The 24,932-nt window shown below is 63.9% G+C and carries 23 protein-coding genes and 1 tRNA gene; 7 read left to right on the top strand and 17 right to left on the bottom strand.

Going from position 1 to position 24,932, the window contains the following annotated elements:
- Positions 1-226 precede the first annotated feature (226 nt).
- Positions 227-1,975: a nitrite/sulfite reductase gene (locus ACV17W_RS15430; RefSeq protein ID WP_462593208.1), complete on the top strand. Its 1,749-nt coding sequence runs from the start codon at positions 227-229 to the stop codon at positions 1,973-1,975.
- Positions 1,968-2,513: a DUF934 domain-containing protein gene (locus ACV17W_RS15425; protein WP_462593207.1), complete on the top strand. Its 546-nt coding sequence runs from the start codon at positions 1,968-1,970 to the stop codon at positions 2,511-2,513. The genes ACV17W_RS15430 and ACV17W_RS15425 overlap by 8 nt, the downstream gene beginning before the upstream one ends.
- Positions 2,514-2,713: 200 nt before the next feature.
- On the opposite strand, the gene ACV17W_RS15420 is transcribed toward ACV17W_RS15425, so the two are convergent.
- The 5 genes from ACV17W_RS15420 to hemA form a co-directional block, all read right to left on the bottom strand.
- Entirely contained in the window at positions 2,714-3,283 is a 570-nt protein-coding gene (locus ACV17W_RS15420; protein WP_462593206.1) for a UbiX family flavin prenyltransferase, read from the bottom strand.
- A complete protein-coding gene (gene grxD / locus ACV17W_RS15415) occupies positions 3,280-3,609 on the bottom strand; it encodes a Grx4 family monothiol glutaredoxin (RefSeq protein WP_462593205.1) in 330 nt (109 codons plus the stop codon). The genes ACV17W_RS15420 and grxD overlap by 4 nt, the downstream gene beginning before the upstream one ends.
- Before the next feature lie 45 nt (positions 3,610-3,654).
- Positions 3,655-4,485: a peptide chain release factor N(5)-glutamine methyltransferase gene (prmC, locus tag ACV17W_RS15410; RefSeq protein WP_462593204.1), complete on the bottom strand. Its 831-nt coding sequence runs from the start codon at positions 4,483-4,485 to the stop codon at positions 3,655-3,657.
- The gene (prfA, locus tag ACV17W_RS15405; RefSeq protein ID WP_462593203.1) at positions 4,475-5,557 is read right to left on the bottom strand and encodes a peptide chain release factor 1; all 1,083 of its coding nucleotides are present in this window, start codon (positions 5,555-5,557) and stop codon (positions 4,475-4,477) included. Before prfA ends, prmC begins: the two co-directional genes overlap by 11 nt.
- Positions 5,558-5,650: 93 nt before the next feature.
- Positions 5,651-6,925 (bottom strand): glutamyl-tRNA reductase, encoded by a 1,275-nt coding sequence (gene hemA, locus ACV17W_RS15400; RefSeq protein ID WP_462593202.1) that lies wholly within the window; start codon positions 6,923-6,925, stop codon positions 5,651-5,653.
- Positions 6,926-7,078: 153 nt separating this feature from the next.
- Between hemA and ACV17W_RS15395 the strand changes: the two genes are divergently transcribed.
- Positions 7,079-7,154: transfer RNA gene (locus ACV17W_RS15395), tRNA-Phe, on the top strand.
- A gap of 457 nt (positions 7,155-7,611) precedes the next feature.
- Here the strand turns inward: ACV17W_RS15395 and ACV17W_RS15390 are convergent.
- Together ACV17W_RS15390 and argE are read right to left on the bottom strand one after the other, a co-directional pair.
- A complete protein-coding gene (locus tag ACV17W_RS15390) occupies positions 7,612-9,030 on the bottom strand; it encodes an aldehyde dehydrogenase family protein (RefSeq protein ID WP_462593201.1) in 1,419 nt (472 codons plus the stop codon).
- Positions 9,031-9,215: 185 nt separating this feature from the next.
- The gene (gene argE / locus ACV17W_RS15385) at positions 9,216-10,376 is read right to left on the bottom strand and encodes an acetylornithine deacetylase (protein WP_462593200.1); all 1,161 of its coding nucleotides are present in this window, start codon (positions 10,374-10,376) and stop codon (positions 9,216-9,218) included.
- Positions 10,377-10,605: 229 nt separating this feature from the next.
- Between argE and ACV17W_RS15380 the strand changes: the two genes are divergently transcribed.
- On the top strand, positions 10,606-11,280 hold the full coding sequence (locus tag ACV17W_RS15380; protein WP_462593199.1) for a helix-turn-helix domain-containing protein: 675 nt from the start codon (positions 10,606-10,608) through the stop codon (positions 11,278-11,280).
- A gap of 47 nt (positions 11,281-11,327) precedes the next feature.
- On the opposite strand, the gene ACV17W_RS15375 is transcribed toward ACV17W_RS15380, so the two are convergent.
- From ACV17W_RS15375 to ACV17W_RS15330, 10 genes are all read right to left on the bottom strand, one after another.
- Entirely contained in the window at positions 11,328-12,659 is a 1,332-nt protein-coding gene (locus tag ACV17W_RS15375) for an NAD(P)/FAD-dependent oxidoreductase (RefSeq protein WP_462593198.1), read from the bottom strand.
- Between the two features lie 20 nt (positions 12,660-12,679).
- The gene (locus tag ACV17W_RS15370; protein WP_462593197.1) at positions 12,680-13,426 is read right to left on the bottom strand and encodes an amino acid ABC transporter ATP-binding protein; all 747 of its coding nucleotides are present in this window, start codon (positions 13,424-13,426) and stop codon (positions 12,680-12,682) included.
- A 13-nt stretch (positions 13,427-13,439) separates the two neighbouring features.
- Complete coding sequence (gene ehuD / locus ACV17W_RS15365; protein ID WP_462593196.1) at positions 13,440-14,072, bottom strand: ectoine/hydroxyectoine ABC transporter permease subunit EhuD; 633 nt, start codon at positions 14,070-14,072, stop codon at positions 13,440-13,442.
- Positions 14,073-14,094: 22 nt separating this feature from the next.
- Entirely contained in the window at positions 14,095-14,751 is a 657-nt protein-coding gene (locus ACV17W_RS15360; protein ID WP_462593195.1) for an amino acid ABC transporter permease, read from the bottom strand.
- Between the two features lie 121 nt (positions 14,752-14,872).
- Positions 14,873-15,754, bottom strand: a complete 882-nt coding sequence (locus tag ACV17W_RS15355; RefSeq protein WP_462593194.1) for a transporter substrate-binding domain-containing protein — start codon at positions 15,752-15,754, stop codon at positions 14,873-14,875.
- Positions 15,755-15,885: 131 nt separating this feature from the next.
- Positions 15,886-17,040 (bottom strand): M24 family metallopeptidase, encoded by a 1,155-nt coding sequence (locus ACV17W_RS15350; protein ID WP_462593193.1) that lies wholly within the window; start codon positions 17,038-17,040, stop codon positions 15,886-15,888.
- Positions 17,041-17,302: 262 nt separating this feature from the next.
- Positions 17,303-17,575: a hypothetical protein gene (locus tag ACV17W_RS15345; protein ID WP_462593192.1), complete on the bottom strand. Its 273-nt coding sequence runs from the start codon at positions 17,573-17,575 to the stop codon at positions 17,303-17,305.
- A gap of 136 nt (positions 17,576-17,711) precedes the next feature.
- Positions 17,712-19,211, bottom strand: a complete 1,500-nt coding sequence (locus ACV17W_RS15340; RefSeq protein ID WP_462593191.1) for a M81 family metallopeptidase — start codon at positions 19,209-19,211, stop codon at positions 17,712-17,714.
- Positions 19,208-20,227, bottom strand: coding sequence for a Bug family tripartite tricarboxylate transporter substrate binding protein (locus tag ACV17W_RS15335; RefSeq protein WP_462593190.1), 1,020 nt, complete (start codon positions 20,225-20,227; stop codon positions 19,208-19,210). The genes ACV17W_RS15340 and ACV17W_RS15335 overlap by 4 nt, the downstream gene beginning before the upstream one ends.
- A 63-nt stretch (positions 20,228-20,290) precedes the next feature.
- On the bottom strand, positions 20,291-21,109 hold the full coding sequence (locus tag ACV17W_RS15330; protein ID WP_462593189.1) for a carbon-nitrogen hydrolase family protein: 819 nt from the start codon (positions 21,107-21,109) through the stop codon (positions 20,291-20,293).
- Positions 21,110-21,244: 135 nt separating this feature from the next.
- Between ACV17W_RS15330 and ACV17W_RS15325 the strand changes: the two genes are divergently transcribed.
- From ACV17W_RS15325 to ACV17W_RS15315, 3 genes are all read left to right on the top strand, one after another.
- Entirely contained in the window at positions 21,245-22,585 is a 1,341-nt protein-coding gene (locus ACV17W_RS15325) for an aspartate aminotransferase family protein (protein ID WP_462593188.1), read from the top strand.
- 27 nt (positions 22,586-22,612) lie between these two features.
- Complete coding sequence (locus ACV17W_RS15320; RefSeq protein ID WP_462593187.1) at positions 22,613-23,488, top strand: MurR/RpiR family transcriptional regulator; 876 nt, start codon at positions 22,613-22,615, stop codon at positions 23,486-23,488.
- Positions 23,489-23,751: 263 nt separating this feature from the next.
- Positions 23,752-24,723 carry a tripartite tricarboxylate transporter substrate binding protein gene (locus ACV17W_RS15315; RefSeq protein ID WP_462593186.1) on the top strand — a complete coding sequence of 324 codons (972 nt, stop codon included), beginning with the start codon at positions 23,752-23,754 and terminating at the stop codon, positions 24,721-24,723.
- Positions 24,724-24,932 lie beyond the last annotated feature (209 nt).

Below are 24,932 nucleotides of genomic sequence, written 5' to 3'. Positions count from 1 at the left end.
GGCCCCGCCCCGCGCACCAGCGCGTCCGAACACCTGCCGCGGGCTTCTTTTCTTATTACCAGAATGACTTAGACAGCGCGATCTAGCGCCTGTTACGGTTATGAGAATTGAACCCTGCGGTGCCGCGCGGCGGCGCATTGCTGCGTCCGTTCCGCCCTTTGCGATCCACTGCACGCCGCAGGCTGTTCCCTTGCGCCCTCGGGCGCCTCCACAAGGGCAACCTGCCATGTATGTCTACGACCCCGTCGACCAACAGCTCGTGGAACAGCGCGTAGCGCAGTTCACCGACCAGACCGAACGTTATCTTGCCGGCCAGCTGACCGAAGACGACTTCCGCACGCTGCGCCTGCAGAATGGCCTGTACATCCAGCGCCATGCGCCCATGCTGCGCGTCGCCATCCCCTATGGCCTGCTGGCCGCTCGCCAGTTGCGCACCCTGGCTCACATTGCTCGCACGTGGGATCGGGGGTACGGACATTTCAGTACGCGCCAGAACATTCAGTTCAACTGGCCCCGGCTCGAAGACGTGCCCACCATTCTGGGCGAACTGGCCAAGGTGCAGATGCACGCAATCCAGACCAGCGGCAACTGCATCCGCAACACCACGTCCGACCATTTTGCCGGCATCGCTCCCGATGAATTGGTCAACCCGCTCGTGTGGTGCGAAATCATCCGTCAGTGGTCCACGCTGCACCCCGAGTTCGCATTCCTGCCTCGCAAGTTCAAGATCGCGGTCAGCGGCGCCGAGGAAGACCGCGCCGCCGTGGGCGTGCACGATATCGGCCTGCAGGCGGTCGAGCGCGACGGTGTGCAGGGCTTTCGCGTCTGGGTGGGCGGCGGCCTGGGCCGTACGCCGATGGTAGGCCACCTGATCAATCCGTTCGTGGAATGGCAACACCTGCTGACCTATCTGCAGGCGGCGCTGCGCGTGTACAACATGCATGGCCGGCGGGACAATAAGTACAAGGCCCGCATCAAGATCCTGGTCAAAGAGCTGACGCCCGAGGAATATGCGCGCCAGGTCGACGAACAGTGGCAGCTGACGAAGGGCGGGCCCGATACGCTCACGCAAGAGCATGTGGACACCATCGCCAGCCGATTTACCTGGCCCGATTACGACCCGTCCGCCGCCACCGAAGCCGATCCCACCGATGCGCACGCCGCGACGAACCCCGCATTCGCGCGCTGGCTGCGCAAGAATGTGCACGCGCACAAAGTGCCCGGCTATGCGGCGGTAACCCTGTCGCTCAAGCCCACCGGCGTGCCGCCCGGCGACATCAGCGCCGACCAGATGGACGCCGTCGCCGACATTTCCGAGCACTACGGCTATGGCGAACTGCGCGTATCGCACGAGCAGAACCTGGTGCTGGCCGACGTGCGCCGAGCCAGGCTGTTCGAGCTTTGGCACGAACTGACCGCCCTCAACATGGCCACGCCGAATATCGGCCTGCTGACCAACATCATCGCGTGCCCGGGAGGCGATTTCTGTGCACTGGCCAACGCCGTCTCGATTCCGGTGGCCGAGGCCATCCAGCACCGCTTCGACAACCTGGACTACCTGTTCGAAGTGGGCGATCTCGACTTGAACATCTCGGGGTGCATCAACGCCTGCGGTCACCATCACGTGGGCCATATCGGTATCCTGGGCGTGGATAAGAATGGCGAAGAGTGGTACCAGGTCACCATAGGCGGCCGCCAGAACGGCGCCGCGAAGCCGCTGCCCGATCTGCAATCGCAGCGTGGCGGCGGCGCGGCCATCGGTCGCATCATCGGCCCGTCTTTCGCCCGCGAGCAAGTGCCCGACGTGGTGGAACGGCTGGTGCACACCTACCTGCGGCTGCGCGACAGCGATGCCGAACGCTTCATTGACGTCGTTGACCGCGTGGGCATCGCGCCCTTCAAAGAAGATGTGTATTCCGACCCGGCGGTGGCCAAGTCCGCCCCGGCGCAGTCCCGGGAGGTGGCCAATGTCTGACTCGCACTCGACTTCAGCCGGCGAACGGCTTATCCGTCATGGGCGTCTGCAGGCCGACGACGCCCGCTTGTTCGCGCCCGAATCCGACACCGAGCCCGGCGCGCAGTTGCCACCGGACGAGCCCGGCTGGATCGTGACGCTGCCGGTCTGGACGGCGGCGCGCGACACCCTGCGCCAGCGCCAGCACCCCGTGGCGGTTCTGCTCGACCCTGCCACCCGGCTCGACGAACTGGTCGATGACCATGGCCGGGTCGACCCGGCGGGCCTGGCCTTCATCGCAATCGATTTCCCCGTCTACACCGATGGCCGGGGCTATTCGCTGGCCCAGCTGCTGCGCACGCGGCATGGGTGGCAAGGAGAATTGCGGGCCGTGGGCGATGTGATGATCGACACGATCCACTACCAGGCCCGGGTAGGGTTCGACAGTTTCCTGGTCAAGGAAGGCCACGATCCCCACAAGGCACTGGCCGCCTTCCAGACGTTCACGGTGCACTACCAGAAGACGTATCCCAAGCCGTCGGAACTGGCCCCCGCCTGAAGCGCGCTGCTGCGCACTGCGCGCAATCGGCTTGCAGTGCAAAGCAGCGCCAGGCCCCTGCGTGCCGGAACTGGTGCACGCCCGGGCAGGTTGACGCTCTGGCCGGCCCAGCGCCGGACCGGGAACGAACCTCGATCCAGAACTCGTGCTGATGCCTGTGGCCGGCCTGCGGGCATGCCCGCGGCGAGCGCTGCGTGCCGCTACATGCCTTCCCAGTGCGGGCCAGGCACGACGATATCGAAGAGTTCGAGCACGCGCGCCACGGTGTGGTCGACCATCTGCTCGATGGACGTGGGGCGGTGGTAAAAAGCGGGCAGCGGCGGGAACACGATACCGCCCATTTCGGTGACCGCGGTCATGTTGCGCAGGTGCGCCAGGTTGAAAGGCGTTTCGCGCACCATCATGACGAGTCGCCGGCGCTCTTTCAGGGTGACATCGGCTGCCCGCGTGATCAGGTTGTCTGACAGGCCATGCGCCACGGCCGCCAATGTGCGCATGGAACACGGCACGATGACCATGCCAGCCGTCTGGAAAGCGCCACTGGCGAGGGTGGCCCCTACATCGCGCACGCTGTGCACGTGGTCGGCCAGGGCGTAGACATCGTGCCGGCTGACGTCGAGCTCGTGCTTGATGTTGAGCACCCCCGACGCCGACACGATCAGGTGCGATTCGACGTCGTCGACGCCGCGCAGCGCTTGCAGCAGGCGCACCGCGTACAACGAGCCGGTAGCCCCCGTGATGCCTACGACCAGCCGCCGCGGCGAGCTCATGCAGCAGTGGCGCCGGAAGTATCGAGCATGGCCTTGAGTTCGCCGCTTTCGTTCATTTCGGTCATGATGTCGGACCCGCCGACAAACTCGCCGCTGACGTAAAGCTGCGGAATGGTGGGCCAGTTGGAATACTGCTTGATGCCCTGCCGGACTTCATCGTCTTCGAGCACGTTGACGGTAACCAGTTTCTTCACGCCACAGTCTTTCAGGATCTGGATGGCGCGGCCCGAGAAGCCGCATTGGGGAAACTGGGCCGTGCCTTTCATGAACAGCACGACGGGATGTTGCGTGACGGTGTCGCGGATGAATTCTTGCACGTCGCTCATGGTGGTCTCACAAACAGGTAAAGCCGCGTTGGCGGAATAAGTCCATTATAGGGACCCGCCGGAAATTCGTTCGATGCCGGCGAGATCGCGCCGGCTGGAAACTTGACGGAACCCTGCCCCGTCCAGCATCGCCCGTACCGCTTCGGCCTGGTCCCAGCCATGTTCGAGCCAGATCGCGCCGCCCGGACGCAGGCGCGCCGGGGCGCCGCTGATGATGGCCGACAGGTCGCGCAGGCCGTCCGCGCCGTCTGTCAGGGCGCTGGAGGGTTCGTAGCGCAGGTCGCCGCGCTCGAGGTGCTCGTCGTGGCGGGCGATGTACGGCGGGTTCGACACGATCAGGTCATAGCGGGCTCGCGCCGGCAGCGCGTCGTACCAGCTGCCCTGCGCAAAATCGACGCGCGCGCCCAGCCGGGCCGCGTTGCGAACGGCCACTTGCAGCGCCGCCGCGCTGGCGTCGGTCGCCGTGACCGATGCCTGGGGCGCGTCCAGCGCGATGGACACGGCGATGACGCCGCTGCCCGTGCCGAGGTCCAACACGGCGGCCTCGGGGTGGTCGGCCAGCCAGGCGATGGCGGTTTCCACCAGCAGCTCGGTATCGGGCCGGGGAATCAGCACGTCGGGCGTCACCGCAAAGTCGCGGCCCATGAATTCGCGATGCCCCACCAGATAGGCCATGGGTTCGCCCGCCACGCGCCGGGCGGCCAGCGCCTGGTATTGCTGGGCCTGCCATGACTCGATGGGGTCGGTATCGTGCGCCAGCATCCAGGCGCGCGGCTTCTGCAGCACGTGCTCGAGCAACATGCGCGCTTCCAGCCGTGGCAGGCGCGGATCGAGCAGAAACGATTGCAGAATGGGGCGATCCACTTCAGATGGCATCCCCCAGCGCCGCCAACTGTTCGGCCTGGTGTTCGGCGATAAGCGCGCCGGTAAGTTCTTCAAGATCGCCTTCCATGACTTGCTGCAGCTTGTAGAGCGTCAGGTTGATGCGGTGGTCGGTTACGCGACCTTGCGGGAAGTTGTAGGTGCGGATGCGCTCGGACCGGTCGCCCGTGCCCACCAGACTTTTGCGTTCGGCGGCTTCCTTGCTCTGGCGCTCGCGCATTTCGCGGTCTTTCAGGCGCGCTGCCAGCACCTGCAAGGCCTTGTCTTTGTTGCGATGCTGCGAGCGGTCGTCCTGGCATTCCACCACCAGGCCGGTGGGCAGGTGCGTCACGCGCACGGCCGAATCGGTCTTGTTGATATGCTGCCCGCCCGCCCCGCTGGCGCGGAACGTGTCGATACGCAGGTCAGCGGGGTTGATCACGATGTCAGTCATGGCATCGGCTTCAGGCATCACGGCCACCGTGCACGTGGACGTATGGATGCGCCCCTGGGCTTCGGTAGCGGGCACGCGCTGCACACGGTGCGCTCCGGACTCGAACTTCAGTCGCCCATAGGCGCCATCGCCATCGATGCGCGCGATCACTTCTTTATAGCCACCCAGTTCGGAAGCGCTTTCCGACATCAGTTCGACCCGCCAGCCGCGCTGTTCGGCATACCGCGAATACATGCGCAGCAGGTCGCCGGAAAACAGCGCACTTTCATCGCCCCCGGTGCCCGCCCGGATTTCAAGAAACAGGCTGCGGCCGTCGTTGGGATCACGCGGCAGCAGCAGCAACTGCAATTCTGCTTCCAGCGTTTCGATACGGTCGCGGGCCGCCTTGATTTCGTCTTCGGCCATCGATTTCAGATCGGGGTCGGACAGCATTTCCTGCGCGGCGGCCAGGTCGTCTTCGGTGCGAGTGAACTGCGCAAAGGCCTGCACGACGGGCTCGATCTCGGCGCGTTCCCGGGACAGCTTGCGATAACGGTCCATGTCGGCAGCGATCTCGGGCTCGGCAAGCAAGGCGTCGAGCTCGATCAATCGGTGAGACAGCTGTTCCAGCCGGCTGCGCATGGAAGATTTCATAGGAATGACCAGGAAGGCGTATAGCGGATTAGCGGATGACGGGCGCCCGGAAAGCGAACGCCCGCCGAGGTGGCGGGCATTGCGGCAGCAGCGCTAACGGCGCGTATCGCGACCGGGGAACAGACGCGGCATCCAGGCGAGCAATTGCTTGCGTTCGTCGCCTTCGCTGCGGTTCAACGCCGCCAGCGGGCCGTGCAGGTACTTCTGGGTAAGCCCGTGCGCCAGCTGTTCGAGCACGGCTTCGGGCGATTCGCCACGCGCCAGCAGGCGTCGGGCGCGTTCGAGCTCGGCGGCGCGCACGTCTTCGGCGGCCTGGTGCAGGTCGCGGATGACGGGCACCACTTCGCGCGATTGCATCCAGTGCATGAAGCCCTGGACGCGGGTTTCGATGATGGCTTCGGCCTGCACCACGGCGGCCCGCCGCGCGTCGGTGCCGCTTTGCACCAGGCGGCCGAGGTCGTCGACCGAATACAGGTAAACGTCGTCAAGGCGGCCGACTTCGGGCTCGATGTCGCGCGGCACGGCCAGGTCGATCATGACCATGGGCCGGTGGCGGCGCAGTCGCGTGGCGCGCTCAACCATGCCCAGGCCCAATATGGGCAAGGAACTGGCCGTACAGGACACCACCACATCGAACCCGGCCAGGCGCTCGGGCAAATCGGCCAGTTTCATGGTGCTGGCCGAATAGCGGCCCGCCAGCGCTTCGGCGCGTTCGGCGGTGCGGTTGGCAACCACCATGCTGCGCGGCCGCTGCGCCGCGAAGTGGGTGGCACAGAGCTCGATCATTTCGCCTGCGCCGATGAACAGCGTGTGGGCCTGGTCGAGGTTGCCGAATACCCGTTCGGCCAGGCGGACTGCGGCGGCGGCCATGGACACCGAATGCGCGCCGATGGCGGTCTGCGAGCGGACTTCCTTGGCCACCGAGAATGTGCGCTGGAACAACTGGTGCAGCAGCGTGCCCAGCGAGCCGGCTTCGCCGGCCGCGCGCACCGCGTCTTTCATCTGCCCGAGAATCTGCGGTTCGCCCAGCACCATGGAATCGAGCCCGCTGGCCACGCGGAATGCATGGCGCACGGCTTCGTCCTGGTGGTGACGATACAGGTGCGGCGTGAGCGCCACGGCTTCGATTCGATTGTGATCGGCCAGCCACGCCGGCAATTGCTCGGCCACCCGCGCCTCGGCGGCACAGTAGACCTCGGTGCGATTACAGGTGGACAGGATGGCGGCTTCGCGCACCGTGCCGCCGAAAGCCGACCGCAGCCCTTCCAGGGCCGGCCGAACGAGGTCGACAGGCATGGACACGCGTTCGCGCACCGACACGGGCGCGGACGTGTGATTCAGACCGAAGGCGAAGACAGCTACGGACATGGGGCGCTGGAACAGGCGCCGCCCAGCCGGGGCGGCGCGCTTTGTAACACTGAGTTGGTCAAAATTATACCGCTAAGGGTAATCCCGGGGTAGCGATACTTTAGTGTGCGCCTGCACGGATCAAGAAAATTGTGTATAGTTGCGGACTTCGTTGGCCTGGTAGCTCAGTTGGTAGAGCAGCGGATTGAAAATCCGCGTGTCGGTGGTTCGATTCCGCCCCAGGCCACCACCGGATATGCAAATGGGCCAACCCTTCGGGTTGGCCCATTTGCTTCATTCGGTCATGTTGCAGCCATGCGAGCGGATGCGAAGTGAAACAATACGCGTGCATCGCTGAGTGGATGACGCTACGAAGCAAGCTCTTAGAGCTTTCAAGGTCATCATTAAAGCTGCATCACCAGCAATGACAGCGCTGACCAATGTGCGCGCCGCCGTGAAATCTGGAGCGTCCCTCAGGCTGGTCTGCTAACTTGGACTCTCATGCCGGAACGCCGGCCGAATGACTCTGAAATACCGACCTGTGCCTCGCCCCCGAGCAGCCCGTAGTGTGCTGCCTCGCGCGATGTTGAGGCAGTCGTTCTAGGCGGCAATTTTCTTCGGCTGTTTGCCCGACGCCGAGAGGCCGGTTCGGCCGTGACGATCTCACGAACGCCGACATTGCCAAACCAGGTCAGCGGACGCCTTAGCTATTGGAACACCACCATCCTGGTTTCCGACATCGCTCGCACCGCGTAGGCCGGGCCTTCGCGACCCATGCCGCTTTCCTTAACGCCGCCGTAGGGCTGATGGTCCACCCGGTAGTTAGAGGTGCCATTGACCACCACACCGCCCACCCTGAGCTGGCGCGCACAGTAAAGGCTGTTAGCCAACGACGCCGTAAACACCCCTGCCTGCAGGCCGTAACGCGAATCGTTGACGGCCGCGACGGCGGCGCCCAGGTCGGCAACTTTCTCCACCGTGACGACCGGACCGAATACCTCGTCGCATACGACTCGCATATTGGACTGCACATTGCTGATGACCGTCGGCGCCAGGATCAGGCCTTGCGCCTGTCCGCCCCGGTGTACAACCGCACCTGCGGCCACTGCCTCTTCGATCCAGCCCAGCAGTCGCTTCACCGAGTCTTCGTCGATGACCGGTCCCAGGTCCGTGGCCACGTCGCCTGGATCGCCCACGATCAGACGGTCCACGTCCTGCAGAAAGCGCTCCATGAAAGGGTCGTACACGGCCGCTTCGACGTAGATGCGCTGAACACCGATGCAGCTTTGGCCGGCATGACCGAAAGCGTCCCGGGCGAGCTGCCGGCTAGCATCGTTCAGATCCGCGTCGGCGCACACGATATTGCCCGCGTTGCCGCCGAGCTCCAGAAGCACGCGCTTGAGGCCTGCCAGCTGCACGATGCGGCTGGCAGCGTGCTTTCCCCCGGTAAACGACACCAGGTCGACCCTGGAGTCGGCGACCAGCCGCTCGCCCGCCTCGCCGCCGCCGTGGACCAGATTCACCGCGCCAGGGGGCAGGCCGACCTCGCCGAGCACTTCCATTAATTCCACTGCGCACGATGCAGCACGGGGATCCGGCTTGATCACCACGGCGTTGCCTGCGGCCAGGGCTGGGCCCAGTTTGTGACACAGCAAGTTGAGCGGTGCATTGAAGGGGGTAATTGCCGCCACCACCCCCACCGGCACCTGTAGCGCGAAGCCGAGCTTGCCTTCGCCGCGCGAACTGGCGTCCATGGGCACAAGCTCGCCACCCAGGCGCATGGCTTCCATGGCGCTGGCCCGCAGGGTTTCGACCGCCCTGGTCAATTCCTGCCGGGAGATGGCCAGCGGCTTGCCGCACTCGGCCACGAGCTGCTGCGCGATCGCCTCGGCTCGCGCCTCGAGTCCGCTCGCCGCGGCGTGCAACCATCGAGCGCGCTCGTGACGGGGCGCAGCCTCCACCGATGGCCTGGCATTGGCCGCCGCGTTCAAGGCGTCCTCCAGGTCCTGTGTATCGGCCAGCCATGTCCGGGAAAATGGAGCGCCGGTGCGGCTATTGGCCTGAACGTGGGATTGGCCTTTTTGTTCTCGCCAGGTGCCGGCGATGTACTGGCAGTTGTTGCGCATGAAGTGATGTTCTTCGCGGTTCTTGGTGCTTAGTGTCCCGGCTGTGGCCGGCCCGGCGAGATCGCTGAGAAATGGCTATGCTTTCGCTCGCCGGTCCCAAATGTTATTATATTGAACCATTAATTATTATATTGTCAATGTAGCCGAGCAGCAACGCTAGGCATGCCGCGACGGGACTCCCAACGTCATGCCGCAAGCGTAGCGATCAACCGGTCCAAAAACTCGTCGCAGGCTTGCAACTGGGCCAGTGACACATACTCGTCCGGCCGATGCCCCTGGTCCATGGAACCCGGCCCACATATCACCACCGGAACCCCCAGCGCCTGCCGGTATAGCCCTCCTTCGGTGCCAAACGCCACCTTGAAGCGCCGCGTGCCCGGCGGCAGCAGGGACGTGACGAAATCCGCTGCGCTGCCGTCCGCTCCGCCATCCAGCCCGGGGTAGGCATTAACCGACTCGAGCGCGACACCCGCCTCGGGAAAGCTGCCACGGTACGCGACTGCGATCTGCCGTGCCCGTTCCTCCAGGCTGGCCAGCAACGCCACAGGGTCATCGCCGGCCACGTGCCGAATCTCCAGGTCCAGCACGCAACGATCCGGCACGATGTTCAGTGCGGTGCCGCCGCGCACACAGCCAACGTGGACCGTCGTATACGGAACTTCGTAGTCGGGATCACGCGCCCCGCCCAGCTCCAGATCTGCCTGCAGGCTGCGCAGACCGTAGACGAAATCGCAGGCCAGGTGAATAGCATTCAGCGCTGCAGGCGCCAACGCGGAATGCCCTGCCCTGCCTAAGCAGACGGCGCGGAAGGCCATCTTGCCCTTGTGGCCCAGCGCTACGTCCATGCCGGTGGGCTCGCCGACGATGCACAAGGCGGGCCGAACCGGCGAGGCTGCCAGCACGTCGAGCATGCGCCGCACGCCCACGCAGCCGATTTCCTCGTCGTAAGACAACGCAAGGTGAAGCGGCCGCTTCAGGGGCTTGGCGTTTGCCCGAAGCAGCGCGGCGAGGGCGCTGGCGACGAAGCCCTTCATGTCGGCCGCACCCCTGCCGTAAACCCGGCCATCACGTTGCGTCGCGCCAAAAGGCGGCACGGTCCAGGCCTGACCTTCTGCCGGCACCACATCGGTATGGCCCGACAGCATGACGCCTCCGCCGCGTTCAGGGCCGACCCGGGCGTGCAGGTTCGCCTTGGTGCCAGTATCGTCCCGGATCACTGCGCAGGCAATGCCATGGGCCTCGAGCAGAATGCGCACCCACTCGATCAGTTCCAGATTGGGTGTGCGCGTGACTGTAGCGAAGCCCAGCAAAGCGCCCAGGTATTCGACCGTGCGGGATTCAGCCATGGTGCGTGCTCCGCGAGGCGGATTGTGGTCGCGCCCCTGCCCCGTAGTTAAATAATGCGCGGAGGCGAATAGCTCGCCTAAAAATCAAGATACCCAAAGAATTAATCATCTATTCAATATTTTGTTGGTCTTGTACCATAGCGTCCAGATTCTTCAAGTCTGCCTGGCACAGGTCTGATCCATGGCAGCTCACTGCGGGCACGGCCTACTCGTTGCGATGACAACTACCATGAACACTACCGGCGACACCGACAAGTCTGAGGAGCCAGCCGGCGCAAGTGACGCAGCCTTCGGCGCGAAGCCTGCCGCGCTTGGGCGCCGGGCCCCTCCTATAGGAACCATGCTGCGCTCCGTGCGCAAGGCGCGCGGGCTGTCTATGAAGGAACTATCGACCCTGGCTGGCGTCTCCGGCGGCATGATCAGCCAGATAGAACGGGGCACGGCCAATCCGTCCATCAAAATTCTTGAAAGGCTGCGAACGGCGCTGCACATTCCGCTCAGCGCGCTCATTGAGGCGCCGGGGCCGGATCGCGCCGTCGCTCTGCAGGACCCCAGCAACGTCGAGTTCGTGCGCCGCGCGGCCGACCGACCCCGGTTCAACGTAGGAAGCGCACCGTTGCTCAAGGAACTGCTGTCGCCTTCCGGCATGGAAGGCATGCAGTTCATGATCATCCACCTGCCGCCCTTCGCGCCACCCGAGGACGTTGTGCTCGGGCCGGGACAGAAGGCCGGACTGGTGCTCGACGGCCAACTGCAGTTGGTCGTCGACGGCAGGGACGTCACTCTCTATACCGGCGACAGCTTCCAGTTCGACAGCATGCGTCCCCACAGCATCCGCAACGACACCGACCGCGATGCGAGCGTACTGTGGATCATGGGAGCTTTCCGTCAAACGCATTTTTAACCTTTATTCCGGTGTGCGGGCCCAGCAGGGCACGCCACTCACGAGCGCTACACCCCCAGGCGATCGCGCAGCCGGTAATAGGCGACCATGGCGCTGAGAAACCACGGCGAGCCAGAATAAAGCGGGTGTGAAGGGAATTCGATATCATCGAAGGCCGTCTGGGATTCTTCCATCCGCCCCAGTATGCGCAGCGCGGCCTTGTGGCCCAAATAGGTGCCGAGCGAAGTACCCGAGGTGCCGCAGTAACCCATGGCATAGTGCATGCCGTCGTGCTCGCCGATGTGGGGTAAGTCGTCCAGCGTGAATCCCGTAAATCCCATCCAGGAATGGGTGTAACCGACGTGCCGGATCTGCGGAAAAATGCGGTCCAGCACCGCCTTGAGCCGGGGGCCACTGGCCTGCGGGCTGATATCGCGCGCTGCTACCCTGCCGCCGTAAAGAATACGGTCGCCGTCCGGGGAAACTCGCATGTACGAGGCTGCTTTGCGGGTGTCGATGAGTAGGCGGCAGCCCGGCATTAAGCCGTCGATGACCTCACGCGGCTGGGGTGCCGTGGCAATGAGGTAACTGCCGATTGGCACGATGCGGCGCCGGAAGTACGGAAACGCCTTGCCGGTGTAACCGTTGGTGGCCAGCAGAACGTTGCGCGCGGCCACCGTCCCGCGCGAGGTTCTTACCTCGAAGCCGGCTTGCGTCCGCGCGATTTGCACGACCTCGGTACGCGACGCGAGCCGTCCGCCCGCTTCCTGGACGAGCCGGCCGAGGCTGTCGACGAACTTGCCGGGATGGAATATCGCGGTCGAATTATCCAGCACGCCGCCATGATAGGCGTCCGTGGCAATAATCCGATGCTGGTCTTCGCGCGGCACGGCATGCGACGGGAAGTTCAGCTTCGCCCGCATCAGGTCGGCCGTCTTGCTGAGGTAGCCATAATCGGCTGGCAAGTGCGCGCCATGAAAGCGCGGGGCGGGCGCGAAATCGCAGTCTATCCCTTCCTCACGCACGATCCGCTCGAGGAAGTCGCGAGCCATCAGCCCTTCGCGCGCCAGGGCGATCGCCTTCGCTTCGCCGTACTTGGCAATGAGGGCAGAAAAGCCCGGCCGCAGTTTCGCACCAACGTGGCCGCCGTTGCGCGAACTCGCGCCGGAGCCTATCGCAGCGCGATCGCAAACCAGCACCCCGCGCCCGCCGCGCACTAGCGTCAGAGCCGCGCTCAGGCCCGTGAACCCAGCGCCGACGACCAGCACATCTACTTCGCGCGGCAACGCTTCAGCAGATTCGGCATCTCGCGGCGGCGCGGCATCCCACCAGAAAGGGGCCGCGCCGCGGGCGTCGGAAAGTTGCGGCAGCGCCGCGGCTTGGTCGTGATTGTCAGACATGCATCCAGCTCCGTGTCGGATCAATGCAAAATGGTTTCTAGGAACTTCCGGGTTCTTTCGTTGCGCGCCTGGGAAAAGAAACTATCCGGGGGCGCGGATTCGACGATGCGGCCCTGGTCCATGAATACGACGCGATCCGCCACTTTCCTGGCGAAACCCATCTCGTGGGTCACGCAAACCATAGTCATGCCATCGGCAGCCAGCGAAATCATGGTGTCCAGCACTTCACTGACCATCTCGGGATCCAGCGCCGAAGTCGGCTCGTCGAACAGCATGATGCGCGGTTGCATGCACAGGGCGCGCGCGATAGCCACGCGCTGCTGCTGGCCGCCGGACAGCTGCAGCGGATACTTGTGTGACTGCTCGCTAACCTGCACCCGCTTCAGGAAGTGCATGGCGCGCTCCTCGGCCTGCGCATGGGATAGCCCCCGTACCGAACGAGGCGCGAGCATGCAGTTTTGGAGCACCGTCAGGTGGGGAAATAGATTAAAGCTCTGGAACACCATGCCGACTTCCCGTCGAACCTCTGCGATGCGCCGCGCGTCGTCGGTGAGCACGGTGCCATTGACGACGATGCTGCCGCGCTCGATGGGTTCCAGGCGATTGATGCAGCGGATAAGTGTCGACTTACCCGAACCGGAAGGCCCGCAAATCACGACCTTTTCGCCGGGGCTGACATCCAGGTCGATGCCGTGCAGCACTGGAGAGCTACCGTAACGTTTATGGATGCCGCGCATGGAGATGGCGCAGGCAGCGGACTTGGACATCGGATTCCCTCGGTTAGGGCTTGTAGGCCGCAAAATCAAATCGCCGCTCCAGCCGGCGCGTGGCCCATGCCGCCAGCATACTCATGGCGAGAAACAGCACCCCGACGATGGTTATCGGCTCTAGATAGCGGAAATTGTCCGCGCCGATGCGCGAGGCAGTTTGCAGCACTTCGTGCACGGTCACTGCGGCCAGCACTGGCGTGTCTTTGAACATGTAGATCATCAGGCTGCCACCGGTGGGGATCACCACGGGCAACATCTGCGGCCAGATCACCTTGCGGAATACCTGCACGCGCCACAAGCCCAGGGCCTGTGCCGCCTCCCACTGGCCGTGCGGCACCGCCGCCAGCGCGGATCGATAGGCCTCCGACATATAGCAGCTGTAATGCACGCCCAAGGTGGCAATCCCGGCCTGAACGGGATCAAGTGCAAGCCCGAAGCCGGGCAGTACGTAGTAAACGAAAAACACCTGCAGCAGTAACGGCGTGCTACGAATGAAGTCGACGACCCATATTGTCGGCAAGGAAATCGTGCGCCGCAGACTGGAACGCAGCGCGAGGACGATCAGCCCGCCAACCGAAGCGCACGCGAATGACGTGAGCGTAATGAATATCGTGGTTTGGCTTGCGCGCAACAGTTCGGGCAAGATCGACCAGGCAAAAGACCAATCAAACTGCATGGGCTTTGCTCCGTTGCGCTCTACTGCTGTGTCCGACAATGTGGACCCGACGCTCCAGGCTACGCGTCAGCCACACCACACACTTGGCCATAAGGTAGTACGCAAGGCCCGCATAGGCGAAGACCGCGACACTGGCGCCCATGTTGGCGGTTAACGTATTGGCCGTAAAAGCGAGCTCTGGCACGGTTATCATGGCCGTCACCGAAGTCGCCTTCAGCGCCATGACCATCAAGTTGCCCAAAGGGGGCAGCATGACGGGCAGAGACTGGGGCAGCTCAACTTTGAAGAATGCCTGCATCCGCGAAAGCCCCAGCGCTTGCGCCGCCTGCAGCTGTCCGGGCGGCACGGACGCCAGGGCCACGCGCACGCTTTCGGCGCCATAAGCACCGAAACACAGACCCAATCCCAGGATCGCGGCCCCTTCAGCGGAAAGCGTCACTCCCAGCAGGGGCAAGACGAAGAATAGCCAGAAGAGCTGGACCACCAGCGAGATGCCGCGGAACAGTTCTCCGTATGCGAGGGCAGACCAGCGCAGCCAGCGAAGCGAAGACCGGCGTGCGGCGCCAACGAGGAATGCGAGCACCAATGCCAGCACGGCCGAATAGAGAAATATCCGCGCTGTAGTACCGGTGGCTTCAAGCAGCACCCAGCGAGTGTCCCACAACTGCGTCATAATGATTGGATTCGCAGAAGAGCCTTGCCGACCCGAGCCGGCCAACGCACAAGGCGTACCGGCCCAGTATGCAGCCAGACGCTCGTTGGCATGCTTACCGTTCGCCGCGGCAGACGGCTTCGATGTCGACGTCGGCCGGCGGAATCACGTCGGCCGGGACCTTGTACTCGGCAAGTAGCTCGCGATACGCCGGCGACTGCACGAAAGCCGTCATTCGCTGGTTGAATTCGTCGACGAAGGCATCGTCCTCCTTGTTGAAGGCCAGCCCCGCGTAATAGACGAAAGGCTTGCCATCGACCATCGGCGGGGCGAGTGGGCTGATCAGCTCCAACGCGTCATCGTTGTTGACCGCCGCGGCCGCGCCCAGCGCTGTCAACAGGCCGACGTCGATGCGCCCGGCCTTGACGGCGGCTGCCAGGGCAGTACGGTCGCTGAAATCGGTGATCTGACCCTTATCGCCGCCGGCCACGCCGAACGCCTCGCTCTCGAAGCCGCCGGTAAGCTTGCCGAATTTGAGATCCTTGTGCTTGGCCAGTTCACCCAGGGTGGTCGCCTGGATGTTGGCTCCCTTCTTGGCGTAGGCCCCCACCCCTATCATGAAGCTAGGCTGGCTGAAGCGCACAACCTTGCAACGCTCGGGCCGGATATAAATGCCGCCAGACGCAATCTGGAAGCGCTTGGCCTGGATGCCGGGGATTAGCGATCCGAAGGTCGTTGCCGAGGTCTCGGATTTACCGCCCATTTCGCCCAGCACCTTGGCGACTATCTCGACCTCAATGCCGGTGATCCTTCCGTCCTTTCCAACAAAACCATAGGGCGCATCGTTGGACACGGCATGCATAATGGGCTGCCCAGCCTTGATGCGTTCGGCGATGGCTTGCGCTTGGACGGCGCCTGAGGCCAGCATCGATACCGCCGCCAGGACAGCCAAGCTGGCTTTTGCGAATTTGATAGATAGTTTTTGCGCTGCGCTCATGGGGTTCTCCGTATGCGATATACCGGGCATTGGCGCCGGTCCCAGACGGGCACCGACCGGCGCCCATTCGTTTCATCGCCGCGGTCTGAACGGACCCGCGGCTCTTCGATCACGAGGCTGCCTGCCGCCAGTCAACGAACCACCAGGTCGGCGGGGTACGACGACAGCACCTCGGCATGATCCTTGTGCACGATGACGCAGTCGATCAAGCGCGCGCCTATGCCTTCCTCATGGATGAACACCGGCGGCTCGATGGAGAGGACCATGCCGGCTTCCAGAATGGACTCGCTCTTGTCGAACAGGTTGATGGACTCGCCCCACGAAGGGGGGAAGCCGGGCGCGATGCCGTAGCCGGTAGTGTGCAGGTTGTAGCGCTCCAGACCGGCTTCGCGGATAACCTCCACGGCGGTTTTGTGCACATCTTCGGCGCGCACCCCAGCCTTCATCATGCGAATGCAGGCTTGCGAGGCTGCGTAAGTGACGTCGTGCAGCTGTCTGGCGCGAGCCGAGGGCTCGCCCATGGCATAGTGCCGCGCGACGGTCGAGCAATAGCGGCGATACTGACCGCCGAACTCGATGTGCATGAAATCCCCGGCCTGCAGCGCACGGTCCGACGGCATCCCGTGCGCATAGCAGGTACGTGGGCCGGAGACGAAGTTCATCGGGCTGGGCGGGCTGTCCCCGCCAGCCGCCATCATCGCGCGGTGCGCCTCGGCAGCCACCTCGCGTTCGGTGGCTCCCAGCTTGAGCACCTTCTCTATGGCGATCAATCCCTCGTCCGCGACCGCGGCCGCCTTCCTGACGTAGGCGAGTTCAGCGGGGGACTTGACCAGCTTCAGGTCTTCCACGAGGGACGTTTCGTCCTGGACCGTTGCATCGCGCAATACATCTTTGATCTTCAGATAATTGTGCACACTCAGGTAATAGGCCGGCATTTCCAGGCCTATGCGCGCGCTCAGCATCCCCTTGGCCGCCATGATCTCGGCGAACGCTGCTATCGGGTCTTCGTAGCGACGCCCGCCCCATCCGCGCACGTCATCGGCAAGACTGTGGTCCTTCACCTCGGCGACATCGCTCATGCGCAGCAACAGCGTCAGCGGCTTTTCTTCCTGCGTGAAGAACAGACATTGGAAAACCTGATAGGCCTTGGCTGTCGCGCCAGTCAGATAACTGATGTGTATGGGGGATGTGACCAGCAGGATATCGAGGTTCTTGTGCCGCATGACCTCGCGAACCCGGCGCTGGCGGTCGGCGAATTCAGCCGGTGCAAAGAAATCCTTCGACATCTGCATTCCCCCGTGATGTGTCGGTTCGCCGCGCGGTCGTATGACCCCGCGGCTGGGCCGCCTCTCTGGTCGGACCCACGCCGTGAGGAGATGCTATCTAAGTGGCGTTCTACATGTCAACAATATATTGAACTCTGCCATGTCCGTATTTTCACTATATTGACTTTAACGCGGCACCCGTTGATACAAGAAGGCCAGGACGCGTTTCTTCCCAGGAGGCGAAAGCGTCCACGGCTAACGCCACCGCCCTGCTGCACGATATTCAATAGACTATTTGGCAGTTTTTTATAGTGATCGCACTGGGCCGCAGCATTTCTTTGGAATCTGGACGATGAGCACAATCACCAGCACACTTGTCTTGCTGAGCAGGAGTCAAAGCGATCGCGGCGCTGCTGGATATCGCCACCCCGGCGGTGCCGATGTCGGCACCATCGATCAGCGCATCGAGTACGCACGAAGTACGTTCGTCGGGCACGACGAAAACGCAGTCGACCTGGCCGGCACTGAAGAAGTTGGAGAAGGCGTGCGGCGGCAAGTCCGGGCTTCTCGGTGTCTGGCATCTACGTGCGCGGATAGTCCAGACGTTGATGTCTGACCCCGGGCGGGAATCAGACACCTGCATAGAACGCCGGGGCAGAACCGTACTGATACCGGGTGTCACGCCCCGCGTATCAGTATCCCACAGGGATATGGCGATGCTTGAAAGGCAGCATGGATAAGTCCAGACAGGCCGGCCCGGGCGCATCGCAATCGATGATTTCGGCGCAGCGCTGCGCGAACGCGGCGCGAAAATGGTTCTTTGCCTTGACGCACAGCAGCCGCAGTTCGGCGGGATCGACGCCATGCAATGTATAGAAGGCCGGATCGTCCGCCGCCACCACGCGTTCGGTCACGATGACGCGCAGCGACGGCAGGCCCTGAATGCGCAGCACCGCGGTCTGGCCGCAGCGCCGTTCCACGCCGGTTTGCATGGGGCCTGCATTGACAAACACACCGTCGGTCAGACGTTCCACGACAGCTTGCACCGGAACGCCCGCGCCAAAATGCGGGCCATTGCGGCCACCCAGCGTGGCTTGTACGGGCTGGCCCACTCCGGCGCGGCGTGCGGCCCGCACGGTAACCGGGTCGGCAAAGCTGGCGAACAGCGTGGGCACCTGCGGCTGTGCGTCGATCAAGGCCTGGAACAACCCTGGCGTGTCGCCCCCGCCGCCTGACAGCGGGTTGTCACCGGAATCCGTGACCGCAATCAGGCCAGGTCTGGTGCTGGCAAGCGCCGCGGCAACGGCCTCGGCAGCCGACGGCAGCCGCATGCGAAATGCCTCGGCCAATTCGTGGATGCGGTTCATCACCTGGCGGGCGGCCGCCTGGGCGGCCTGCCCGTCGGGATCGGCCTCGGCATCGCTGACGACGAATACCGATGCGCCGGTGGCCGCGGTATCCGAATAGGGAAAACCACCGAACACCGACACGTCGATCACCGGCCCCACCGTGGCGTCGCGGGCGGCCTGCTCCAGCACGTGCATGGGACCGCCGGGGGCGGTGCGCATATTGATACTGGGCAGTATCACGCCTTCATTGAGCAGCACGCGCCGCGTGCGCAGGCCCCGGGTTGCGCAGCGCACCAGGCCGTCGAGCACGCGGTCGGCGACTTCATCCATATCGATATGCGGGTGCGTGCGATACACGGAGGCGATGTCGAGGACGTCCGCCCAGGCCGGGGGCATGTTGCCGTGCAGGTCGAAGCTGGCCCCCAGCGGCACGCCGGGCAGCAGTTCGCGCACCATGCGGGCGATGTCCAGTTCCGGGGTTTCGCGCTGGCCGGTGATGGCGGCGCCATGCAGCGACAGATAGACCGCGTCCCAGCCGCCATGGGCCATGCCGGCCTGCAGGCTGGCGCGTACCTCTTCCGTGTAGCGCTGCATCACGGCTTCATCAATGGGGCCGGCAGGCAGCGCGGCCGCGCAGCGCAGCACCACGACTTCCCATTCGGGATGCGTATCCGCGAATCGGGCCACGGCGCCCAGCTCGGTGGCGGTGCCGCGCATAGCATCGAGTACGGCGGGGCCGGCATGCCATTCGTATTGTTCGAACTGCGGCATGCCCGCAGGGACCGGCCCGAAGGCATTGCCCTCGAACCACAAGCGTGCGACGGCCAGGCGCCTGCGCGTCATTTGGATGTTCCTTGGATGTTCTTCAGCACGTCGCCGTAGCGCGCCTGCTCGGCCTTCAGGTGCTTGGCCAGGCGCTCGGCGGGACCGCCAATCGGCACGGCGCCCAGTTCGCGGAACTTCTCGATAGTGGCCGCCTCTTTCTCGAAGGCATCGATCACGGCACTGATTTTGTCGACGATGGGTTGCGGCGTACCCGCCGGTGCCACGATGACGAACCATGACGGCAGCAGATAGCCCGGCACCGCTTCGCGTACGGGCCGCACACCTGGCAGCACTTCCAGTTCGTCATTGCTGGCCACTCCCAGGGCCACCAGCTTGCCGGCCCGGATGTTCGCCAGGGCGGTGGGCACGTTGTCGCCCGCCAGTTCGATGTGGCCCGCCATCAGGTCGGCCGACGCCTGCGAGGCGCCCTTGTAGGGTACGTGCGCGATGTCGACGCCCGAAAGCTGCTTGAGCAGTTCCAGCTGGATGTGGCCGGTGCTGCCCACACCGGGTGAACCCCAGTTCAGCTGGCCGGGTTTTTCCTTCGCTCGGGCGAGCAGGTCGGGAATGTTCTTCAGGCCAGTTGCCGGGTTGGCCAGGATGACGTTCGGCACATCAGCCACATACGATACGGCAGTGAAATCCTTGGCCGGATCGAACGGCATCTGCGAATACACATACGGGTTGATGGCCAGCGGTCCGGGCGTGCCCATCAGCAGCGTGTAGCCGTCGGGCGCAGCGCGCGCCACTTCGGCCGCGCCGATGTTGGCGCCCGCGCCGGGCTTGTTCTCGACGATGACGTTCTGCTTCAGGCCCTTGGACATGCCGTCGGCCACCAGGCGGGCCAGGAGGTCGGTGGTGCCCCCGGCGGCAAAAGGCACGACCAGCACGATGGGTTTGGTGGGCCAGTTGTCGGCGGCGTGGGCGGGTTGCGAGCCCAGCGCCAGCGCCATTGCGGCAGCGGCTGGCCAGGCCAAGAGTTTCAGGGCCTGGCGGCGCACGGTGCCGCGGCCAGAACGGATTTGCTTCTTCATGGTGGTAAACCCCTTGTGCATGAATTCGCTGGAATTATGCGTCGTTAGATTTCTGGATGCTTGCTACAGGTTTGCATCTGCCTCGCGCACCAGCGCGCCATAAAGATCAGGCCGCCGGTCGCGCCGCGATGGATAGGCGATGCGGGCTTGCTCGACTTGGGCCGGGTCGATATCGGACACCAGCAATGCTTCTTCGGTGGTGCCGGCGCTTTGCAGCACCGTGCCGTCGGGCGACGTGATCAGACTGCCGCCGCCCATACTCCAATCGCCTTCGCGCCCCACCTTGTTGGCGGCAACCAGGTAGCAGCCGTTTTCGAAGGCACGGGTGCGCAGTACCTCCTGGAACATGTACGTGCGTGAGGTAGCGTACGGGGCGATCAACAGCTCGGCGCCATTGGCCGCCAGGCAACGGGCGGTTTCAGGAAAACCCATGTCATAGCAGATACCGATGCCGACGCGCCAGCCGTCCAGACGGTACGTATCGAAGCGTGAGCCATAGCGGAAGTAGATTTTTTCCAGACTATGCACGGCGGCGGGATGAACCTTGCGGTATTTGAAGATGATCTCGCCGGCGGGGTCGATATGCATGGCCGTATCAAAATACAGCCCGGCCTCGACCTGCTCGTAAAGCGTGGCGACGACCGCGACGCCGTGCCGCTGCGCGGCTTCACGCATGGCGGTAACGCTCGGACCGTCATCGCGTTCAGCCAGCGCGTGATATTTGGAGTCCTGGTACTGGGCGAAAAAGATTGTATTGAAGAATTCCGGCAGTACCACCAGTTCGGCGCCCTGGCCGGCAGCCTGCGCGATATAGGCGCTTGCCTTGGCCAGGTTTTCCTGCAGGTTCTCAGTGCTGCGCATCTGCACGCACGCAATTTTCATGGTCATGCTCCTGTAGTGGATCCGCGCACTGGCCGGGCCCAGCCGGAAGTGATCATATGATCTATTTTCTGATAGTATGAATCATATGATCTACTTTTCGGGCACCCGAGTCAACCGACCCGGCCATCTCTCTCCATGACGCACATCTTTCACCGCAATCCCCGCAAACCGCCCGCCACCGCGCTGCGTGGCGAGGGCAGCTTCCTCGTCGATCCGGCCGGCCGGCGCTATTACGATGGCTCGGGCGGGGCAGCGGTGTCGTGCCTGGGGCATGGCCATCCCGAAGTCATCGAGGCGGTGGTCGAGCAGATCCGCCAGCTGGAATACGCGCACACCAGTTTTTTTACCTCCGAACCCGCCGAGCAGCTCGCCGAGGTGCTGACGCAGCGCTCGCCCGCCGGCCTTGAACATGTCTACTTCCTGTCCAGTGGTTCCGAGGCCGTGGAAACCGCGCTGAAAATGGCGCGGCAGTACCACGTCGAGCGCGGCGAACCGGGCCGGTGCCACAACATCGCCCGCATGCAGAGCTACCACGGCAACACGCTGGGCGCGCTGGCCATCGGCGGCCACCGCGGACGGCGCGCGCTGTACCAGCCCCTGCTGCCCGACAGCCACCATGTCTCGCCCTGCTTCGCCCGTCACTACCGCCACCCCGGCGAGTCCGACGAGGCCTATGGCACTCGGCTGGCCGACGAACTGGAACAGAAGATCCTGGCGCTGGGGCCGCACACTGTCAGCGCGTTCATCGCGGAAACCGTGGTTGGGGCCACGGCCGGCGCCGTATGCGCGGTGCCTGGCTATTTCCGCAAGATCCGCGCCGTGTGCGACCGCTACGGCGTGCTGCTGATCCTCGACGAAGTGATGTCCGGACTGGGCCGCACCGGGGTCTATCATGCATTCGAGCGCGAAGATGTGGTGCCCGACCTGCTATGCCTGGCCAAAGGGCTGGGCGGGGGCTATCAGCCCATCGCGGCCGTGATGGCGCACGACCGGGTGGTCGACGCCATTATCGCGGGGTCGGGCTCCTTCCAGCACGGCCATACCTATGTAGGCCACCCCGTGGCGTGTGCCGCCGCCCTTGCCGTGCAGCGCGTCGTGGCGCGCGATGGGCTGGTGCAGCAGTCGGACCAACTCGGCGCCTATCTGCATGCGCAATTGCGCGCGCGCTTCGCCGACCATCCCCACGTGGGCGACATCCGTGGACGCGGCCTGTTCCAGGCCATCGAACTGGTGGCCCGCCGCGAGCCCGACACGCCGTTCGATGCCGCGCTGCAGCTGCACGCGCGTATCAAGCAAGAGGCGCTGGCGCGAGGGCTGTTGTGCTATCCGGGCGGCGGCACGATAGACGGCGAGCGCGGCGACCACGTGCTGCTGGCCCCGCCCTACCTGACCAGCAGGGCCGAACTGGACGCCGCGGTCGAACTGCTGGGCGTATCGATCGACGCCGCGATCGCCGCCACGGCAACCGTAAAATAGGAGCCCGGCATCAACACAGGAACGTCGATGAACAAGAGCGCGGTCGATAAACTCATCGAAGAGCAGTACGACACGCTGCCACCCACACTGCAACGTGCCGCCCGCTATGTCATCGACAATCCCCAGGCCATCGCGCTTCACTCCATGCGGGCTGTGGCAACCGAAGCCGGCCTGCAATCCAGCGCCATGCACCGCCTGGCGCGGCACCTGGGCTTTGATGGCTATGAGGCGCTGCGTACGGTGTACCGCAACTGGCTGGCCAAAGGGGCCGGTTCGTTCGCGCAGCGCGCGACGGCGCTGCAACAGCGCGGCGCGCGCGACAAAACCGAGAGCCTGGTGCGCGAACTGGTGCACGCCGACGTCGGCAATCTGCAATCGTTGCTGGAGCCGGCGGGACTGGATGCCATCCGGGCTGCGGCCGATATTCTGGCCGCAGCCCGCCACATCTATGTAGCGGGCTTGCGCAGTCTGTTTCCAGCCGCGTTCTACTTCAACTATGCCTGCGGCATGTTCAAGCACAATACGACGCTGTTGTCCGGCATCGCGGGGACGTTCGCCGACGACCTGCGCCGCGCCGGTCCCGACGATGCACTGCTGGTGTTCAGTTGCGAGCCCTATGCGCGCGACGCAGTGTCGGCGGTGCGGTTCGCACGCGGGCGCGGTTTGCGCGTGGTCAGCGTCACCGACAGTGTCGTGTCGCCGATCGCGGCCCGCGCCGCCGCGCTGATTGTGGTGGCCAACGCGACGCCGTCGTTGTTTCCGTCGGTGGCCCCCGCGCTTTCCGTGGCGCAAACGCTCGTGGCCTTGCTGGTTGCTCGAGGCGGGCGCGCCAGTTTGCAGGAAATCGAAGAAAGCGAACTGCAGCTGGGAAAATTCGCCGTGTATTTGAAAGACCAGGCATGAGCGCTCCCGGCCCGCGCCCGCCTATTCTTTCGGCGCCCGGCCGCCAGGCGGCAGCGGTGCCCGGGTTTTCCCCGAACAAGCGTCAAGCGGCATGAAGGCATACATGCCGGGCTATTGATACTTTCAATATCTCCATTATCAAACGGTATTGGTCAATGCCGTTGCACGCTTCGTATAGTTGCTCGCGACGACGCGCCGGCCATACGAACCAGAACCCGGCCCTCATTCTGTTTTCATTCACCTTCAAGAAGGTAAGGGCAACTATGAAGAAGCCTCTGAGTTCCTTGCTGGCCTGTCTGCTTTGCGCCGTTTCCTCCGTCGCCCAGGCAGCATGGCCGGATAAACCCATCTCACTCGTGGTGCCCTTTCCGCCTGGGGGGGCCACCGACTTCGTCGGCCGTCTGATCGGCAAGGAACTGAGCGAGCGCCTGAACGTGAGCGTGGTCATCGAGAATCGGTCCGGGGCCGCCGGCAATGTCGGGTCGCGCTACGTGGCGAGGTCCAAGCCCGACGGCTATACGCTTCTGATCGGCACAACCGCGCAGACCATCGGCGCGGCGCTCTATAAAGATGTCGGCTACGACATCGTGAACGACTTCGAGGCCGTGAGCACGATCAACGAGGGGCCGCTCATCCTGGTCAGTCGGCCGGGCCTGGAGGTATCCACCGTAGAAGACGTGATCCGGGTGGCCAAGAGCCGACCAGAAGGACTGACCTACGGAAGCCCGGGCAACGGGACTTCGTCGCACATGGCCATGGAGGTATTCAGCCTGGCGACGGGTCTGAAGATGGTTCATGTTCCGTTCCAAGGCGCCGGGCCGACGATGAATGCCCTCATCGGCGAGCAGGTCGATATTGCTTTCGATGAAATGTCCAGTGGCCGGCAGCATGTGGAAGCAAACCGCGTCAAGGGCATTGGCATCGCAACCCGCGAACGGTCTTCATTGGCTCCCGAGTGGGTCACGCTGGCCGAGCAAAGTCCGCAAATGCTGTCCGGATTTCATGAAGCCGCCTGGACCGTGCTGTTGGCTCCCAAAGGCGCCCCGCGCGAGATCATCGACAGGTTGAACGCGGAAATGAAGGCCATTCTCGAAAGCGAGCCCATCCGCGCGAGGTTTGCGGGACTCGGCAACCTGACCATATGGCAAAGCGCCAGCGACACCCAGGCTTTCATCGCGCGGGATGTCGAAAAGTGGAAGCGCGTCGTGCAAGAAGCCAACATCGAGCAATTGTGAGGTTCTCCATGTCGGAGGCATCAGTTTCCGCTGACGGCGACATGCAAGCGTTGCTCGAGATACTCGGCCGGAACCGGATCAAGGTTCCCGATGATCGGCTTGAACTGGTACTGGCAGAGTACCGCCTACTGCGAGACCAAATGAACTTGCTGGAAAAGCAGCTTGACCGCAGTGCACCGGCTCAAATCATGACGGTCATCGCGCCGCGG

The organism is Bordetella sp. MIP270_01_BMS (genome assembly GCF_054958705.1).
The sequence above is the reverse complement of the archived record's forward strand: the minus strand, read 5'-3'. Positions and strand labels throughout refer to the sequence as shown.

What these genes read in the sequence shown, in the direction of transcription:
- ACV17W_RS15430 (WP_462593208.1), top strand. Translation starts at nt 227, where the DNA reads ATGTATGTCTACGACCCCGTCGACCAACAGCTCGTGGAACAGCGCGTA.
- ACV17W_RS15425 (WP_462593207.1), top strand. Translation starts at nt 1,968, where the DNA reads ATGTCTGACTCGCACTCGACTTCAGCCGGCGAACGGCTTATCCGTCAT.
- ACV17W_RS15420 (WP_462593206.1), bottom strand. Translation starts at nt 3,283, where the DNA reads ATGAGCTCGCCGCGGCGGCTGGTCGTAGGCATCACGGGGGCTACCGGC.
- grxD (WP_462593205.1), bottom strand. Translation starts at nt 3,609, where the DNA reads ATGAGCGACGTGCAAGAATTCATCCGCGACACCGTCACGCAACATCCC.
- prmC (WP_462593204.1), bottom strand. Translation starts at nt 4,485, where the DNA reads ATGCCATCTGAAGTGGATCGCCCCATTCTGCAATCGTTTCTGCTCGAT.
- prfA (WP_462593203.1), bottom strand. Translation starts at nt 5,557, where the DNA reads ATGAAATCTTCCATGCGCAGCCGGCTGGAACAGCTGTCTCACCGATTG.
- hemA (WP_462593202.1), bottom strand. Translation starts at nt 6,925, where the DNA reads ATGTCCGTAGCTGTCTTCGCCTTCGGTCTGAATCACACGTCCGCGCCC.
- ACV17W_RS15390 (WP_462593201.1), bottom strand. Translation starts at nt 9,030, where the DNA reads ATGCGCAACAACTGCCAGTACATCGCCGGCACCTGGCGAGAACAAAAA.
- argE (WP_462593200.1), bottom strand. Translation starts at nt 10,376, where the DNA reads ATGGCTGAATCCCGCACGGTCGAATACCTGGGCGCTTTGCTGGGCTTC.
- ACV17W_RS15380 (WP_462593199.1), top strand. Translation starts at nt 10,606, where the DNA reads ATGAACACTACCGGCGACACCGACAAGTCTGAGGAGCCAGCCGGCGCA.
- ACV17W_RS15375 (WP_462593198.1), bottom strand. Translation starts at nt 12,659, where the DNA reads ATGTCTGACAATCACGACCAAGCCGCGGCGCTGCCGCAACTTTCCGAC.
- ACV17W_RS15370 (WP_462593197.1), bottom strand. Translation starts at nt 13,426, where the DNA reads ATGTCCAAGTCCGCTGCCTGCGCCATCTCCATGCGCGGCATCCATAAA.
- ACV17W_RS15355 (WP_462593194.1), bottom strand. Translation starts at nt 15,754, where the DNA reads ATGAGCGCAGCGCAAAAACTATCTATCAAATTCGCAAAAGCCAGCTTG.
- ACV17W_RS15350 (WP_462593193.1), bottom strand. Translation starts at nt 17,040, where the DNA reads ATGTCGAAGGATTTCTTTGCACCGGCTGAATTCGCCGACCGCCAGCGC.
- ACV17W_RS15340 (WP_462593191.1), bottom strand. Translation starts at nt 19,211, where the DNA reads ATGACGCGCAGGCGCCTGGCCGTCGCACGCTTGTGGTTCGAGGGCAAT.
- ACV17W_RS15335 (WP_462593190.1), bottom strand. Translation starts at nt 20,227, where the DNA reads ATGAAGAAGCAAATCCGTTCTGGCCGCGGCACCGTGCGCCGCCAGGCC.
- ACV17W_RS15330 (WP_462593189.1), bottom strand. Translation starts at nt 21,109, where the DNA reads ATGAAAATTGCGTGCGTGCAGATGCGCAGCACTGAGAACCTGCAGGAA.
- ACV17W_RS15325 (WP_462593188.1), top strand. Translation starts at nt 21,245, where the DNA reads ATGACGCACATCTTTCACCGCAATCCCCGCAAACCGCCCGCCACCGCG.
- ACV17W_RS15320 (WP_462593187.1), top strand. Translation starts at nt 22,613, where the DNA reads ATGAACAAGAGCGCGGTCGATAAACTCATCGAAGAGCAGTACGACACG.
- ACV17W_RS15315 (WP_462593186.1), top strand. Translation starts at nt 23,752, where the DNA reads ATGAAGAAGCCTCTGAGTTCCTTGCTGGCCTGTCTGCTTTGCGCCGTT.